The following is a 15717-nucleotide window of genomic DNA, read 5'->3' on the forward strand; positions in this document are numbered from 1 at the left end:
AGTTCGTTCATGGCCATCCGTTTTCGCTCTCTTGCCACCTTGATTCTGGGCGGCACCTTGCTTGGCCTGCCGGCCGTCTCGAGCGCCGATCTGTTGATCGACGCCGGTCAGTACGTCGAGGATCGCGTGTGCGACTTCGCCGACATGTTCCGCCTGCGCGTTGGCGTTCCGCGCCACGGCGAAGGATACGGCGTCAAAGCCCGCGCGACATCGCTGGCTCAGATTGGGTTTGTGCATTACAACGGCCACTACTTCGGCATGGAGCGTCGCGCACTCGGTCTGAGCGAAGAGCGCCGGACGGAAGGTGGAATCTCGGTATTCTATTCCTCAGCCAACGAGATGATCCCGAACTGGGGAAACCAGTTCCTGTCCGCGAACACGCTGTGGTCCGAGATCGAAAATCGCCGCATCATGCGAAACTACGAGTATTGGGATGACGGCCGCGGTCACTTCCTGTCGGTCGGCGCCGAAGTTGCCACGCCGATTCTCGGAATCGACGTTGGTGTGTATCCCTCGGAGGCGCTGGACTTCGTCACCGGCTTCGTCTGCATCGATCCGTTCAACGACGATCAATTGATGCTCGATCGGAATCCGGATTTCATCTACACCGAGCCGACCACTCCGCCCGAGCCGGATCTTGATGCGGCGACACGCGAAGAAAAAGCCCGCGTCGACGGCTATCGCGCCAATTGGGAGAAGGCCGAGATGGAAGCATCCGGCCAGTTGGATGAGTCCGCAGAGCCCGCCGAAATCATCGAGTCTGCAGAACCAATGGATGACGAGGCGGTCGAAGCGCTTGATGCTGACGAACCGATGGATGCCGAGGCATTGGAAGAACTCGATCGCGCGGGACAGGAAGTTGAATACGAAGGCAGCGCTCCTCCCGCGGTAGACGCACCGGCCGCGGAAGAGTGAAGCGAGCCTGCGCTGAGGCACATCGAATTGCGTGATCGGCCTCGTGGGACTGCGATAGCATTCCACGAGGTCTTCATCATCCACCCTCCACCGAAGAATGCTCATGCCTCCGCAGATTCCGAAAATCGTCCTGATTCACGGCAACGTTGAGACGCAGGTGAACGAGTCTCGTTATGAGCTCGAACGGGTTCTGTTGCCAGCCGGCGAGGCGGACGGCGAAGTCGTCGACATTCGTCCGACGCCCAATACGTCTCTTCCGAAAATCGTCAACGAGATCATCGAGGAACTCGGAACGATCAGCCTCGTTCCAGACATGAAGCGAGTCGTGGTCGTGCATCAACTGAACGACTTTCGCAAAGGCAAGAAAGGAAGCGTTCGTCAGACGCGCAAGACGGCGGATCCGCTGGAGGAAGCGTGCGATCGCCTTGAGGATTACGTAAAACGTGTCCTGCCCGACATGCCGAACTGGCTCGTGTTCGTGTATGTTGAGGAAGACGATTGGCGGAAGAAGGTCGAGAAAACAAGTCGCCTCTACCAGATCGTCCGGCAGCACGGAACGGTTCGTGAATTCAGCGAGAAACGCATCGATTGGCAGATCGACGATGCGTTGTTTGCGCGAGATATTCCGCAGACGATTTCTCTTCTGCGCGAATGGATGGATCGCCCTGGCAGTGTTTCGTTTCGCGTTGTAGTGACATTGAACACCTTCCTGCAATTGCTGCTTCAGGCGCGTTTGACAATGGAAGCGCAACGCGAAGGCGTGCGCGCCGAATCATTCTTCCCCGACGATATGCGCCCATCGATCAACAAGACGCCGGACTTCAAAGTTCGGAAGCTCAAAGGCCTCGCCGGGCAGATTCCGCTGGCGCGCATTCGAGCGGCATTGGGAAGACTGGATCAGATTCAGCGATCCTTCTTCCCGACCGGCGAGGAGTTGGTTGTGCATGACGCCGTCGAGCAGTTAGAAGTGATGTTGATCGAGCTGTTGAGTGATGAGCCCATGGAGGTGCGCCGGTGAAGTTGTCGATCATCATCCCCATCTACAACGAGCGAGAACTGCTTCCTCGCGTCCTCGAAAAGGTTCGCGATCTCGATCTCGACAAAGAACTGATTCTCGTTGACGATTGCAGCCGCGATGGAACGCGCGAGTACCTCGCAAAGGAAGAGCGCACAAAGCCCGACACGCGCGTCGTCTTTCACAAACGAAATCATGGAAAGGGACGCGCCATTCGCTCCGGACTGAAGCACGTCACCGGCGACATCGTTATCATCCAGGACGCCGACCTCGAATACGATCCCGCGGAGATCCCCTCAATCATCCAGCCCATTATCGACGGACGCTGCGACGTCTCCTACGGCTCGCGCTTCCTGGGCCGAATGCCGACGGGCATGCGTCTGCCGAACTATGTTGCAAACCGATTGCTCGCACTGGGCGTCGCAATTCTCTTCGGCCAGGTCATCACTGACGAAGCGACGGCCTACAAAGCCTTCCGCACGGAGATCATCCAGGGCATCCCGCTAAAGTGTGAACGCTTCGAGTTCTGCCCCGAGATCACGGCCAAGATCCTGATGCGCGGCCAACGAATTCACGAAGTGCCTGTCACTTTTTTTGCCCGCACCTTCGAAGAAGGGAAGAAGATCGGATGGCGGGATTTCATCGAAGCTGTCACGACCCTGATTCGCTGCCGACTTCACCTGATGTAGTAACCGAGGAGGGAACTCATGTCCGATCAATACGGAGGCGCCCCCGTGCCGCCAGCAAACGTCCCCCCTCAGAAGCCCAAGAGCCCTCCCTGGGGGATTATCATTCTGATCATCGCAATTTGCACCGTCTTCTCCTGCGTCGTGGGTGGCGGAATCATGGCGGCGATCGCGATTCCGAATTTCAAGGAGGGATATCAGCAGGGCCAGCGAAATGCCTGTCAGAGGAATCTCCTTGAGATCGAGTTCGCCAAGCAGAGCTGGGCGGAAGACAATATGGTCGATGATTACTCCGTAGAACCTCCAATCAATGCACTGGTGGGTAGTTATCTGGACGAGATGCCGACTTGCCCGGCTGGAGGCACATATACCGTTGGCAACCTGACCGAGTTTCCATCCTGTAGCATCCCCGGGCACGATTTCCCTGAAGAATGAGGGAGTCGCGCTCTTCTCCGTGACCCACACTGAGTGAGCGTTTCGAAGCGGATCCCCCGGAACACTCCTCGCTTCCCCTTGCGCGAAACGCGTTCTCCTGCTCCACTTGGAGGGTTAGATACAATTGCCAGAGCTTGACTGTGAGCCCAGGATGCTGCATATGCAGAAGTCTTTTGAATCCAATACTCTACGAGCCGTTTGTGGGCTGTTTGCACTGATCGCGGCGAGTATGCTTTTCACGACATCTACCGCGCGCGCTTCGATCGAATTGATCGAAGGCGCCGAGCGGGCCATCCCCGGCAAGGCATTCACTGCCGAGCTTCGGTATGACGCGACCGATCGCCTCGCGATGATCGAGCGAAACAAGGATGCCGATTTCCTCTACTTCGAAGGCGAACGGTACGAGCGTCCCGGTCCTCGGCCCAACGCCATGGCCGAGAGCGCATTGCTGGCGACACCCGGCTACGGGGAGTTCGACGCCAGCCAGTGGCGAGTTTCCGCGCAAGTCGAGTCCTTTATCGACGGAACGCCCTCGCGTGGCGCGGATGCTTCTGCCGCGGTGACGATCAAGCCGGTCCACATGGGATCTCTCGCCGGAATTCAAGTCCTGATCGATCCCGACGCGGTCCGCGATGCCTCAGGCAATCTTCGGCGTGCACAGTCCCTCAGAGTTTCTGTCAAGGGGCCGGAAGCGGGCTACTTGAACGTCCCGACGTTAACGGCGAAAGAGGCCGAGTCGTCCGCGCGCATCGCGAAGTCGACTTTCCTGAACGGTTCAAGTTTGCACAAATTCCCTGCCCGGTCACCGGAGCAGGCCTACCGCTACGGACCGATTATCCCAGACCCGCCGGGGGACTATCGGATCACATACTCCGACGGCGATCGTCTGCTCCGCGTGAACGCCGGAGACATCGGTACCAGTACATCGGCGGTCGCGGAAGTCGCCCTCCACCACCATGGAAACGGCCTGAAGGTCATGGGTGTACTCGGCGATGATCTTTGGTTCTACGCACCACGCCGAGTTACGAGGTACGACAAGACAGACTCAGCCTTCGCAAGTGTGAGTACTCCAGATCGCGACCTTGCCCCGGCACGCAGCAGAGACGCGTTCCAAACGCTTACCCCTCAAGGCACGGAAGTGGAGATGGAACGAAATCGCCGCTACGACGAGAACCTCTATTACGAGCGCCTTCTCAGCACGGAGGAAGAGCGGTTCGTCTACTATCGTGCCCAGACGGGAACAACTCACACCTTGCAGCTTCTTGTTCCCGACCAGGTCACCTCAGATGCGATCGCTTTCCATTCAGAGATTTACGGGTACAACGCCAGCAGCGTGACGCCTGATCACTATGCGGACTTCGATCTTGAAGGAACTCAGACTCCGCAGATCTCATGGGAAGGCCGGACACTTCAGATTTCCGATTTCGACCTGCAGCTGCCGAGCATCCCAGCCCCAGGTCTCTGGACTCTTGATCATGGCATTCCTGCCGGCTCGCCCTTTGCCAGCGGCATCGACTACCAGAATCTGGAGGCCATCGAACTGACGTGGACGGGTTACCCTCGCGTCGACAACGGAGAGCGTGGGCGGATCGATTTGCCTGATAGTGGTGACGGACAACCGCGCAGGATTACCATGGGCGGTTTTCCCGCAGGAAGCACCACCGATGATATCATCATTCTGGATATTACTAGCGAGCAAAGCCCAGTGCGGGTTCTCAATGCTCCCACATTCCCCGATGGCAGCGGGGGAGTAGCCGTTGAGTTCGAAGCCCCTGCTTTCTCAACCGCGTTCTACTTCGAGCACGTCGATGCAATCACATCCCCACTGGTTGTGACTCCTGCGGAAGTGATGCCGGACGATTTGCCGGGATCAGGGACGGTTCTGCGGGCAATCTACGTGCGGCCGGAGATGTTCGATGCGGCACTGCAGACACTGATCGATCATCGCGGTGCCGGCAATATCGTGGAACTCAATCCGCAGGCGGCTTACAACGCTTACAATGGTGGGCAGGAATCTCCCGAGGCTATCCGGGAGGCACTTCGCGACATCGTGCTACGTCACGAGTATCGCCTGCCGCTCGTGAACGTCTTCCTTGTCGGTCACGCCAGTCTCGATCCGCGCGACTATCTGGGGACGCAGGTCGAACCCCAGGTTCCCTGCTTCATCGAGTATGGTGTGACGACGTCTTTTGGCGTTCTGGAAAACTCAGTCGATTTCACTTACAGTTTGCTGATCGGCGATGACGATATTCCCGACGTGATTTTGGGCCGTTGGCCGGCGAAATCCGTCGCCGACGTCAATCGCGCTGTGACACGCAATATCAGCCACGACAGCCTGCTGGAAACGCTCCGTGCACAGAATCGCCCCGGATTCTTCATGTGTGACAACGAGGATCAATTCCGGAACGACCAGGACCTGTGGCAGGAGCGCTGGGAGCAATCCGGCTTCCCGACGATCCGCATGGACAACTACTCGACGATGACGCTGACCGATTCCCGCGCTCAGGTTGTGGCCGGTTTCACGCAGCCCGGCGGCGTGACCTATGCCCAGTACATCGGACATGGCAACCTGGACCTGTGGAGCGACCAGTTGATGTCCGTCAGCGGGCTCAACTCAATCTCCTCGGTCGACACCAGCAGCCAGTGGCCGATCGTCGGCGTCTATACCTGCCTGAACGGTTACTACGCCTACCCGGGATCGTCGACGCTCTCGATGGCGGAGGCCTGGCTGTTCGATTCCGACTACGGCGCGGTGGCCAATGTTGCCCCATGTGGCGTGGATTACTACTTCGAGCAGCGCCTGTTTGCCCTGACCGTCATCGACATCTGGGGCCAGCCCGACTCGACGCGGCCTCGGACGATCGGTGAGACCGTGACCGCCGCGCAGATCAACTACGCAACCTGGTATCCCTTCTTCAAGCTGACGAACCACGAATACATCCTGTTCGGCGATCCGCAGACCAACACGGCCATGGATCCGCCGATCGTATCGGGAGTCGAGGAATGGCGCCTATGGTAGTGCGCCCGGTTGTTGGAGTCAGCATGACGCCCGTGCTGCGGCCCGGGCAGTGGGTGCTGGTGCGTCCTCCTGCGTCGCACCAGCACGTGCGCCGCGGTGACATCGTGGCCATGAAGACCGAAAGCGGCGAATTCGTTTTACACCGGTTTTTGCGCTCGTTGCCCGACGATCGCTTCCTTACCCGCGGCGATCACTCCGGCGTTCAGGACCAGCCGTGGCGCTGGGATCAGCTCGAAGGAGTCCTTCTCCTGGCCCGTTTTGGCCAGGATTGGCGGCGCCCCCGGCGGTCTACCGGTGTTCTGATGGCCTGGCTGAGTGGGGCCCGCCCAAGAAGGTTTTTCTCACCGATTCAGCAGTTTTTCGGAAAATTCTGTTGGCAAGCCACCCCCGTGTTGGGTTCAAATCGCGTCACGGGAATTGCTCATCCTCTCCGCGCTGATGATTCCGGGCGTTGGGAGAAGCAACAACTCGGCGAAGAATTGGCCGTGTATGACTCGAAGACGGGTTCCGTTCACGTCCTGAATCGGGTAGCCGGAATCATCTGGGAAGCAACCAGAGAAGGAAAAAGCCCGGAAGAAGTCTTAGTTCTTCTGCAGGCACAATTCCCGCAAGTGGATGGCGAGAGTCTGAAAACAGACTTGGATCGTACACTTGATGAACTGAAAACTCTCGAACTATTACCTCAATAGTCGATTAACGCGCAAAATGGGAGTAAACACAAATGACCGACAAGACCGACAAGAACACGGCCGCTGAAGTTCGTATCTACGAAGCGCCCCGCATTGTCAGCCACTCCGCCGAAGGCCTGCAGAAGGTCTCCTTGGCGATGAACGCCTGCACGGGCTTCTCGCGTTCGCGTGACGACGACGGCGACGACAAGTCGACGACCACGTACTAATGCCGTCACTTCGCTTCCAGGCTTCGGGCCTGGGGGTGTGCATCGAAGCCGCCCCGGCGGTCCTCGAAACCCTGGAAGCGATCTACCGGCTGTTCCCTTCATCGGCTCAAGATGATGTCTTCATCCACATCTCGTGGAAAGACCTCACAGCCAAATGGAACACCGGTGACCGCCGCAGCGGGATTGTTCGAGTAATCGATCCCGCCTTTCGGCCACAAATAACAACGATCTTGATCGCGCGCCTGCTCGCAGAGAGCAGGCCCGATCTCTTTTTACTGCATGGCAATTCCCTTCTGACCAATGACGGAAGACCCCTCTTCCTATTGGGAGACAGCGGGGTTGGGAAGACGACCCTGACGCGCAGTCTGCTCGATGCGAATCCCGAGTGGCGGTTCCTGGCCGAAGACACGATCATGATCGATGCCCCCAACGGATGCGCTCTGCCATTCCCGCGCGCTGCTGCTCTGCGAAATGCCAGCGCCGGAGCCACGATTTCCTGGGGGCCGATCGGTGCACCGGGGCCGGCCAAGCTGCTTGAATCGCCCGCGACTAATCGACTCGTTGCCGAGGCCCAATCGCTTGAGGGCGGAGAGTTCATCTTGCTTGAACGCGAACAAGCCGACCAAGCGGAACGAACGGAATCGAAATCCGGCGAACATCCCGAGCTCGTCTGGGCGACTTACGCGGACGATGCCGCCGAAACCTCCATCCGCGAGGCCGGACTTCCTCTGGAAAGAATGCGCATCGCCGACGGCGTGGTGTGCATGTGCTTTGCAGAACCCCTCCTTGTGGATGCGCGGCTTCGCCTCGAGGAAATCCTCGAAGCCAGTGGCGCGGTGATCCTTCAGATTGAATCGATTCAGGAGGCAAAGGCCTGGTCGGGAGAACGCCCAGCAAGCCCGGAACTGCAGAGCCTCACCCCTTCCGAAGGGATCCACCGGATGCTCAAGCATCTTCGCCGACAGACCCTTCGTCAGACGGCGCAAGCGCCCGGCCTTGTCTTCATCCGCCTGGCGCAGGCAGTCGGCGAGTGTCGCTTTCACTTGCTCGTCCCGGGTGGGACGCCGGAAAACACACGCCAGACTTTGGAGCAGGCACTCTTCGCGTGACGACCACCACAACACCGGACTTCCCCCCAGTAGGTGCCCTTCGTGGCGCCGAGCGCCAGCGTGTCTTGAAACTGGCGGGATTGCTGACTCGCCCAGCTTTGGAAGAGCGCCATATTCGCGCAGCAGAGCGGTTGATCGGTGCGCCGGATTGGCAACCTATCCCCCGTTTGATCATGCTGCACGCGATAGAGCCGTTGTTCCGTCACCACGCAGCCGCACTCGGGGTCGCGCCGGATCGTCTCGTAGACTTGAGCGATACACGCTACCTTCCGGAGGCGATGGGATTTCGGGCGATCGCGACGCGTCACTATCGACGACGTGAAGTTCTGCTCCAAGTCCTGAAGGCCCTCCATTCGCAGGGCGTTTCGCGCCCTATGCTCATCAAGGGAGCAGCCCTTGCGCCGCTCTATTCCTCGCCTGCCTTGCGCGAGATGAGTGACATCGACCTGGTCGTCGATCCGAGCGACGAGCCTCGGGTGACGCGTGCGTTCGAATCCGCCGGCTGGAAGGGTGGTCCGGCCACTTGGAGCCACGACACCGGCCTGACGGCCGACATTCAAATTCCTCGCCCCGGAATCGGGCGGGAAACCTGGCGTCGACGCGAATCGCACCCCATCTATGGCGAACGTTTCGGGATTTGTACTCCGCGAGCTTCCGATCACATCGTTCTGACGGCTGTCCATGCCGCCCAGCACAGCGGAACGCGCCTCTGGCGGGACATCTGTGATCTTCAGTTGTTGCTCGAAAACGGCAGACGGGCTGATCTGGCGGCCGAGGCGCTCGAGCATGCGGCCGCTCACGGTGCTGCCCCAGCCGTCGCGGCGATCTTCCGCATCATGAATCGCTGGACTGCCCCTCTTACGCGCCTTCCGGAGCGCTCTGAGGACTGGACATCCGCCCAGGAGGTGGCCTGCAAGTTGCATTGTCGCCTATATCGCGAACTGGCGGCGGATAGGGTCTCCAACGCGGCCTTGGAAATGGCGACAACGTTCGCTCTGCCGTTCCCGCTGCTGGTCGCCGGCGCAGGCGGAGTGGTACTGCGGAAGTTGTCGGATGTTCTGTCCCTGAACGGCGTCAGTCGTTCTTCCCAGGAGCCGTCTGAGCGGGATCCAGTGATGGGCGATTTGCCCGCGGCCGGTTCGCTCAAACGCCAGGTTCTCAAACTCCGGCTGTTGGCTTACCTGGCGAGGAGCGGAGAGGGGCGGAGATACTGGAAGATTCTCCGAATGCGTCCACGCGTTGCCCTGAAAGCGCGACCCTTCGAGCCACTGAAACTCGCAACGTCTGAGGATACGAAGCCCCCGATATGAACGAAACCCCGGTCATGGAGCCCTTTGCCCCCGCTGATACTTGGTGTCCAAAGGTCCATCCCGATCTGATTGTCGATCGAGAGGGAGCGCCCGACTACATCCTGCTGCATCCGAAGGAAGCTCGGTGGGCGTTGACCAATGAGACCGGCCTTTTTCTAGCCGGCCAGTTCGACGGATCGGTTTCGATTGGAGCGGCCGCGGAGAATCTGGCTGAGCAGTATGTGGGGACGGAGATCGAGGCGATCCTCGGCGATGTGCGCACGTTCGTCGATCGGCTGCACGAGTCGAATCTCCTGCAGAACGCGCCTGTTGCGCCACCACCGTTGCCGAAGAAGCAGCGTCCTCCCGACATCACAATCTACCTGACAGAGCAGTGCAATCTGCGCTGCAAGCACTGCGCCGTCGTTGAGGGAAAGATGCCTTCGGACAAGCTGACAACCGAGGACATCAAGGACCTGATCGCGCAGCATTGCGAGCGCTACGAAAACCCAACGGTCTCGTTCACCGGTGGCGAAACATTCCTGCGCCGAGACTGCATGGAGGTGCTCGAATTTGCCTCGAAGCAGTCCAAATTCGTCAATGTGAACACAAACGGCCTTCTGATCGACCGCGAGATGGCCCAAAAGCTGGCCGCCCTGGACGTCTGGGTGCAGGTCAGTCTGGACGGTGCCGATCCCGAGGTTCACGATTTCATTCGCGGGAAGGGCACCTTCGACCGTGCCTGGCAGACGGTCGAGTGGCTCTGCGAATTCGGCGGTGCCCAGAAGGTCCTGATTGCCACCACGTTGACGCGATCCGTTCTGCCCCAGGTGATAGAGCTCATCGAACGGGCGGACGCATTGAATTTGCGCAATCTGCGCTTCCTGACGCTCAATAAGCTCAAGGCTGCCGTGACGAATTGGGACAGGATCGCCCCCGATGGGGACGAAATGCTCAAGACCTACCGCTATCTGCTGTTGGAACTGCCGCAGATGGACAGGGATGGAAAGACCGAGATCAGCGGCAGTTTCCCGGGCTTTGTGCCTGATGCAGACCCCCGTGGCGGACCCTGGTGCCCCCTTGGCAAGACCATGATCGTGGACTCCCAGGGAGACACCTATAACTGCCCAACGCTGAGGGGAGAGGACTTCCGCACAGGAAACATCCGTCAAAATACGTTGGAAGAGATCGAGGCCGGCGATCGGAACAAGGCCCTGCGCGAGCAGATGTTGAACCGGCGTTTTGTCATAGAAGAATGCTGCGATTGCCCCTGGCGTAACTTTTGCCAAGGTGGATGCGAAGCATTCACGTTCCTACGGACTAACTCGTTGTATGTGAATGATGAATTTTGCGATTTCCGGCGCGATTTGTACCGTGCCCATGTAAAACTCCAGGCCCTTGGCAGAATAGCCAATATGGACAGAGAAAGCATCTGCTGATTGTGACACGAAAAAGGAACTGGAAGCCGGACAAAAACCCTTGCATGGGGAACTGGCTTCGAGGACCCTTGGACTAAGTTAGGCACAAAGTGGAATGCTTTCACTGAGTCGGGCCGGAACGATTTCGCATGTTTTGGAAACAGAATCCAGCTCACTATCACTAAAGGTACGCATCCAAATGAGAAAATTGCTTCTTGCCGCTACGATCTTTGCCCTGTGCTCCACCGGTTTTGCGTCCGATCGCGCCGCAATGGCCGAGTCCACAGGATCTTACTCCATCGACCGGGACGGCACCGTCCTTTCCGCTCGGGAGAATACGCTGACCGAAGTGCGCACCGGCGACCTGCTTCTTGCCGGTGAGAAGCCCGTTCGTGTTGAAACAGCCAAGGGCGAAACAATCCTGGTTGGCCAGAACTCCCAGGCCAGCTTCAAGGACGCCGGCCATGTCGTTCTGACCGAAGGCACCGTCGCACTGGCGACTCCCGGCGACTCGACGCTGGCCGCTTCCTATAGCGACCTCCTCTTCGAGTCGATCTCCGGCGAAGGCGCTGATCGTCACATGCTGCTGATCCAGGTCGAGAACTCGAATGAAGTCATGGCTCAGAGCCTGAGCGAGACCTTCGCGGTTCGCTCCGCCACGACCGGCGAGCAGATCGCTGTCATCGGCGCCGGCGACGACCTGATCTTCAAGCACGTCGGGGACACATGGATGGTCAACGCTCGCACTGTTGGTCAGCCGGGCACCGATGGCCAGATCGAGGGTGGCTCCGAAGCGGCCCAGGACGAAGTTGCCCAGGATGAAGACGATCGCCGCAAGGCCGGCTTCTGGATCCTCGGTGGAACGCTGGGTGCCGCGGCTGCTGGTGGCGCTGGCTACTGGATCTACGAAGATCTGATCAAGGAAGGCCCGGACGGCGGTGGCGATAACGGCCGCAACCCGTCCAGCCCGATCGCACCTCCCTACACGCCGCCTCCGTCTAAGTAATCCCGGAGCACAGACACTGATTGTCATCTCGCCGGCAACACTGCGTTGCCGGCGAGTTTTCTATTTAAGAGTTCGGAGAATCGCTCGAACAGGACTCCCGTCGCGACCTGCCAGTCGCAGCGGCACAGCGATCAGTTCGTAATCGCCCGGCGGAACGTGCTTCAGCACCAAGCCCTCCAGCCCAATCATGCCGTGATGGACAAGGCGGTGATGACTGCGCAGTTCGCCATCGCCAAAGGGATCCACCGACGGCGCATCGAGCCCGACGAGCTTGACCTCAAGTCCCGCGAGTCGATCGATCAGTTCCGGGGACAGCGCCACGAAGTCCTTCTGAAAAGGTGGCGTTGGGCGATAGGTGCAAGTCTTCAGAAGAACACGCGGCGGGCAATCGTCGGCGACCTCTTCCGTGATGACTGCCGGTGAGATTCGCCGCTCGTCAGTTCGCGCCGATGGTGGGACTTCGACTATACGGGCGCGACCGACGAATAACTCAAATGGTAGCTCATCGATTTTCGCAGCATCCGCGCTGACGTGATACGGCGCATCGACGTGGCTTCCGAGATGCAACGTGGTTGCGATGCTGCTCAGGTTGGCTGCGTCCCCCTTTTCCAGAAGGCAATCCCACGCTGCACTGTAGGGAACATCGCCCGGCCAAACCGGCAACGATTCAGTAATCGGCGGAGAGCAATCGTACCACTTCATGGCATCTCCTGTGTGTTCGTCCAGCCGGCCCCGACAATGCGAATGGCTCGCACTGCCATCGAGAGCGGCCTATCATCATCGCTTTCGCCGGGGCGAATCTTCGAAGGCGTGTAGGCCTTCGCGAACCACAACTTCACGGGGTTGAGCCCGGGGTGCAGAACGCGTTCAGCCACATCGGCCGGTACATTGAATTGGAGGAACTGGTGCACCGTATCATCAAATGTCCTGTGCTCGGATTCCCAATCGCCAATCGTGATCCACGCGGCGTTCGGTAAGGAGCGCTCGTCCCTGCTCATCGAGAAGCCTGCCACCTCAATCGTCACAGGGCCGTTCACGCGGCGGACAGGAAGCGCGAGGCCGACGGGATTCTTCAACGCCCAACGCCAGCTATCGCCTTCGACGTGCTCCACGCCGGCCCATCCATCGTGCCAGAACAGACGCGCCCCTTCTTCTATCGGAATCCAACCATGCCACCGCTTGTCGTACTCATCAGCCATTCCCAGATCGAAGTTCGCGCGAGCTTCCGCCACGGATTCAGTATACGCCTTGGCTGCATCGCTTGATTCTTCGACCGGTTGTGCGAGCCACGCGTGATACGTTTCTGCGGCATCGCGCACCGGAACGTTGCCCCGGTGTGGCGCAATGCGAACGGGCAGCGCGCCTGTCTTATCAAGTGCAGAGGCCTCCAACTCGAGCTCCAACTCCTGGAAGCAGTTGAACTCAGCTTCCGCTTCGAGTTCATATTCCGTCTCGCCGATCTGCACCACAATCGATTCACCGCTCTCCGAATAGACACGCAGAATCAGAAGCGCGGGTTGTCCCGCGATGCCTTGCAGAACGAACTGTTCGTGACCGCTGATGATCCGCCCGCCATCCGTCATCTGCAGCGCGCTGTCTTTGCGGGGACGCAGATGTCTCACGATCGTGTTTGTGTTAAAATCCCATGCACCGGCCGATTCGATCCAGTATTCGTGCACGTCTTCGCTCAACAAGTCTGCCTGATCGATTTCATCAACAACGCGCCAGCCCTCCGGCAGATCTATTGCCGGTTCCATCGGGAGCGTCAGCCATGGCATGCCCGACTTCCAGATCGTCAGCGGCGTGCCGTTACTCCACACACTGCGCGGCAATGGGAAAGCGGCCAGTTCCTCACCGATCATTCGCGAGTCTGTAAACTCGGGGAAACTTGCGACGTAGTCGGGATAATCCGCATAGGGCGTTCGTTCGAGCTCTTCCCAGACGCTGCCGAATCCGCTGCCCGCGACGCCCGCAAAGCGCGTTGTCACAAGGCCATTCAAATCGATGATCGTTCGATTTCCGACCGCTGCCAGAATGCCGGCATCATGCACCGTCACGATCGCATCGGCCGGCAGATTCTCGTCCATCCATTGCGCGGCGGGCAGGTGCATTGTGGCCATCTCGTTGGCCAGGTGGCTGAATTCCTCTGCTTTGGCAGGCAGCGAAACAACAACGCGCCCGATCGCTGCGGCCACCAGTGCGATCCACAGCAAGTGCCTTCCGCGCCGATTCGACCACCGCACCAACGTCCACGCGCCCATCGACCAGGCAAGCAGCAAAATCGGCAACCATCCCAGGAAATAGCGGCTGTCATGCAGAGTCGGGTCGACGGCCAGGAACGGCGTCAGAAGCGGAAGGAGCCACAAGCCGAGCAGAATCGCGCGTCGTTTCCAGAATCCGACGAGCGCCAGCAACGCCGCCAGACTCGCGAGCGGTGGCAGAGCCAACTCCGCTCCGAGCCGTCCGAATCCAGTCCGATCCATCGCCAGCCCGACGCGCGCGACGATCTCCGGCAGCGTCTGATACGGATGCGTCGTCAGCAACTTCGCAGTCGATGTGTTTGTCGAGAGGCTGCCCGTCTGGGCATACACCAGCAGCACGTACCCGATTCCCGGCAGCAGTGATAGAAGGATCGCGATGCGGAAACCTCGCGGCACGCGCAGAAAGAACGACAAGATCAGCAGACCGATCGGGACGATTGCGGCTTCCGGCCGCGACAGCGACAGCGCGGCCAGGAGAATTGCCAGTCCAGTGATATTCATCGGCGACAAGCGATCGCGCTTTATTGTCCGCAAGACCATTGCGAGAGCCAGCGCTGCCAACGCCGCCAGCATTCCTGTTTCCAGTCCGTTCGTTGCACCGTGCGTGAATGGCCCGCTCAGGCACGTCAGCACACCGGCCAGAACGCCGGGCTCGCGATGCCGAGCCAACTGGCGGGCGGCCTCGAAAACGCCGACCGCCGCGAGGAACTTCCAAATCAGCGAAAGCACCAGCGTCACGCTCATCATCGCCAGTGGCGACAAGACCGCGGCGAACGGCGCCAGGATCAGAGGATAGAGCGGGCTGGTCGATCCAGTGGAGAATGCCGCGCCGGGCTGATAGATGAATGGCTGGAAGTGCGCGAGCTGGCGTGCATACTGGAACGTGATGAATGCATCGTCCAGGGGCAGGAACCACCGGCCGACGACCTGGCGCGTGACGATAAAGAACAGCCCATTGGCCAGAATGGTCAGCACTGCAAACAGCCCGTATGTCCGAACCCGATCGCGGCTCATCATGCGGCGAATCTGAATTCAAGGGCCGACAGGAGCAATGGCAGTTTGCTGTCTGAGGTGGGGGAGACGGCGCTACACGATGCTCCGGCGGTTCGGATCATGGTAGAAATCCGGGAACCCGTCAAAGATCGTCTCGAGCGCTTCAAGTCCCCCTTCCTTCTTGAAGTCCCGTCCCTTGCTTGTGATGGGGATGAGCCAGAGGAATCGCGTCGGAATCTTGTAGGAGCGCTCCATCAGCGGGCCATCCAGATACGGGAGTGAAACCAATCCACAGTCGCATTCAGAGCCAGGAAGCCAGGGGCGTCCGAAGTCAACCGTGTGTCCGTGGTCCAGTCTCGCGCCCGTACGATGATAATGGGCGATCGCGTTAAGGAGTTCGACGTGCGCATTGGATTCCACAGGGCTCAGAAGGTGAAGTTCGATCGGGATCGAATCATCCGGCATGGACATGCAGTTGGTCGCGTATGTCCACAGGCCTCGAGAAGCAGTTGGAGAGAAACGGAGGACTCGAAACGCAGAGGGAAGATCGTCTCTCGGACCACTGGCCCATTGCAGTGCGGTTCCCTGCCCTTTCCAGGTTTGCTCGTAGTGGCAAGTGATCAGGTTGGAATACTCGGCGATTTCCATCCCAGTCCACTCCTATCCGACTTTC

At 59.3% G+C, this 15717-nt stretch carries 14 protein-coding genes; 11 read left to right on the top strand and 3 right to left on the bottom strand.

Translation table 11 applies throughout. From position 1 onward, the window contains the following. Positions 1–9 precede the first annotated feature (9 nt). From KQI84_05490 to KQI84_05540, 11 genes are all read left to right on the top strand, one after another. Complete coding sequence (locus KQI84_05490) at positions 10–915, top strand: hypothetical protein (GenBank protein ID MCB2154318.1); 906 nt, start codon at positions 10–12, stop codon at positions 913–915. A gap of 103 nt (positions 916–1018) precedes the next feature. Further along, positions 1019–1933 carry a hypothetical protein gene (locus tag KQI84_05495; protein ID MCB2154319.1) on the top strand — a complete coding sequence of 305 codons (915 nt, stop codon included), beginning with the start codon at positions 1019–1021 and terminating at the stop codon, positions 1931–1933. Further along, on the top strand, positions 1930–2619 hold the full coding sequence (locus KQI84_05500; protein ID MCB2154320.1) for a glycosyltransferase family 2 protein: 690 nt from the start codon (positions 1930–1932) through the stop codon (positions 2617–2619). The genes KQI84_05495 and KQI84_05500 overlap by 4 nt, the downstream gene beginning before the upstream one ends. Positions 2620–2637: 18 nt before the next feature. After that, positions 2638–3051: a hypothetical protein gene (locus KQI84_05505; GenBank protein MCB2154321.1), complete on the top strand. Its 414-nt coding sequence runs from the start codon at positions 2638–2640 to the stop codon at positions 3049–3051. Between the two features lie 160 nt (positions 3052–3211). Next, entirely contained in the window at positions 3212–6070 is a 2859-nt protein-coding gene (locus KQI84_05510; GenBank protein ID MCB2154322.1) for a hypothetical protein, read from the top strand. Positions 6071–6093: 23 nt separating this feature from the next. Then, on the top strand, positions 6094–6759 hold the full coding sequence (locus tag KQI84_05515) for an HPr-rel-A system PqqD family peptide chaperone (GenBank protein MCB2154323.1): 666 nt from the start codon (positions 6094–6096) through the stop codon (positions 6757–6759). A 32-nt stretch (positions 6760–6791) separates the two neighbouring features. Further along, positions 6792–6968, top strand: coding sequence for a hypothetical protein (locus tag KQI84_05520; protein MCB2154324.1), 177 nt, complete (start codon positions 6792–6794; stop codon positions 6966–6968). Next, on the top strand, positions 6968–8077 hold the full coding sequence (locus KQI84_05525; GenBank protein MCB2154325.1) for a hypothetical protein: 1110 nt from the start codon (positions 6968–6970) through the stop codon (positions 8075–8077). Before KQI84_05520 ends, KQI84_05525 begins: the two co-directional genes overlap by 1 nt. Further along, positions 8074–9387, top strand: coding sequence for a nucleotidyltransferase family protein (locus KQI84_05530; protein MCB2154326.1), 1314 nt, complete (start codon positions 8074–8076; stop codon positions 9385–9387). The genes KQI84_05525 and KQI84_05530 overlap by 4 nt, the downstream gene beginning before the upstream one ends. Continuing rightward, on the top strand, positions 9384–10805 hold the full coding sequence (locus KQI84_05535; GenBank protein MCB2154327.1) for a PqqD family peptide modification chaperone: 1422 nt from the start codon (positions 9384–9386) through the stop codon (positions 10803–10805). The genes KQI84_05530 and KQI84_05535 overlap by 4 nt, the downstream gene beginning before the upstream one ends. 178 nt (positions 10806–10983) lie before the next feature. Beyond that, entirely contained in the window at positions 10984–11790 is an 807-nt protein-coding gene (locus KQI84_05540; protein ID MCB2154328.1) for a hypothetical protein, read from the top strand. A gap of 60 nt (positions 11791–11850) precedes the next feature. On the opposite strand, the gene KQI84_05545 is transcribed toward KQI84_05540, so the two are convergent. The 3 genes from KQI84_05545 to KQI84_05555 form a co-directional block, all read right to left on the bottom strand. After that, on the bottom strand, positions 11851–12492 hold the full coding sequence (locus KQI84_05545; GenBank protein MCB2154329.1) for a cyclase family protein: 642 nt from the start codon (positions 12490–12492) through the stop codon (positions 11851–11853). Next, positions 12489–15068, bottom strand: a complete 2580-nt coding sequence (locus KQI84_05550; GenBank protein ID MCB2154330.1) for a hypothetical protein — start codon at positions 15066–15068, stop codon at positions 12489–12491. Before KQI84_05550 ends, KQI84_05545 begins: the two co-directional genes overlap by 4 nt. Before the next feature lie 69 nt (positions 15069–15137). Then, positions 15138–15692: a suppressor of fused domain protein gene (locus KQI84_05555; GenBank protein ID MCB2154331.1), complete on the bottom strand. Its 555-nt coding sequence runs from the start codon at positions 15690–15692 to the stop codon at positions 15138–15140. Between the last annotated feature and the right edge of the window lie 25 nt (positions 15693–15717).

This window comes from bacterium (genome assembly GCA_020444065.1).
In the GTDB taxonomy this organism is placed as follows: domain Bacteria; phylum Sumerlaeota; class Sumerlaeia; order SLMS01; family JAHLLQ01; genus JAHLLQ01.

Excerpts from the sequence above, each read along its gene's own strand:
- KQI84_05490 (MCB2154318.1), top strand. The coding sequence starts at position 10 with ATGGCCATCCGTTTTCGCTCTCTTGCCACCTTGATTCTGGGCGGCACC.
- KQI84_05495 (MCB2154319.1), top strand. The coding sequence starts at position 1,019 with ATGCCTCCGCAGATTCCGAAAATCGTCCTGATTCACGGCAACGTTGAG.
- KQI84_05505 (MCB2154321.1), top strand. The coding sequence starts at position 2,638 with ATGTCCGATCAATACGGAGGCGCCCCCGTGCCGCCAGCAAACGTCCCC.
- KQI84_05510 (MCB2154322.1), top strand. The coding sequence starts at position 3,212 with ATGCAGAAGTCTTTTGAATCCAATACTCTACGAGCCGTTTGTGGGCTG.
- KQI84_05515 (MCB2154323.1), top strand. The coding sequence starts at position 6,094 with ATGACGCCCGTGCTGCGGCCCGGGCAGTGGGTGCTGGTGCGTCCTCCT.
- KQI84_05520 (MCB2154324.1), top strand. The coding sequence starts at position 6,792 with ATGACCGACAAGACCGACAAGAACACGGCCGCTGAAGTTCGTATCTAC.
- KQI84_05525 (MCB2154325.1), top strand. The coding sequence starts at position 6,968 with ATGCCGTCACTTCGCTTCCAGGCTTCGGGCCTGGGGGTGTGCATCGAA.
- KQI84_05535 (MCB2154327.1), top strand. The coding sequence starts at position 9,384 with ATGAACGAAACCCCGGTCATGGAGCCCTTTGCCCCCGCTGATACTTGG.
- KQI84_05540 (MCB2154328.1), top strand. The coding sequence starts at position 10,984 with ATGAGAAAATTGCTTCTTGCCGCTACGATCTTTGCCCTGTGCTCCACC.
- KQI84_05545 (MCB2154329.1), bottom strand. The coding sequence starts at position 12,492 with ATGAAGTGGTACGATTGCTCTCCGCCGATTACTGAATCGTTGCCGGTT.
- KQI84_05550 (MCB2154330.1), bottom strand. The coding sequence starts at position 15,068 with ATGATGAGCCGCGATCGGGTTCGGACATACGGGCTGTTTGCAGTGCTG.
- KQI84_05555 (MCB2154331.1), bottom strand. The coding sequence starts at position 15,692 with ATGGAAATCGCCGAGTATTCCAACCTGATCACTTGCCACTACGAGCAA.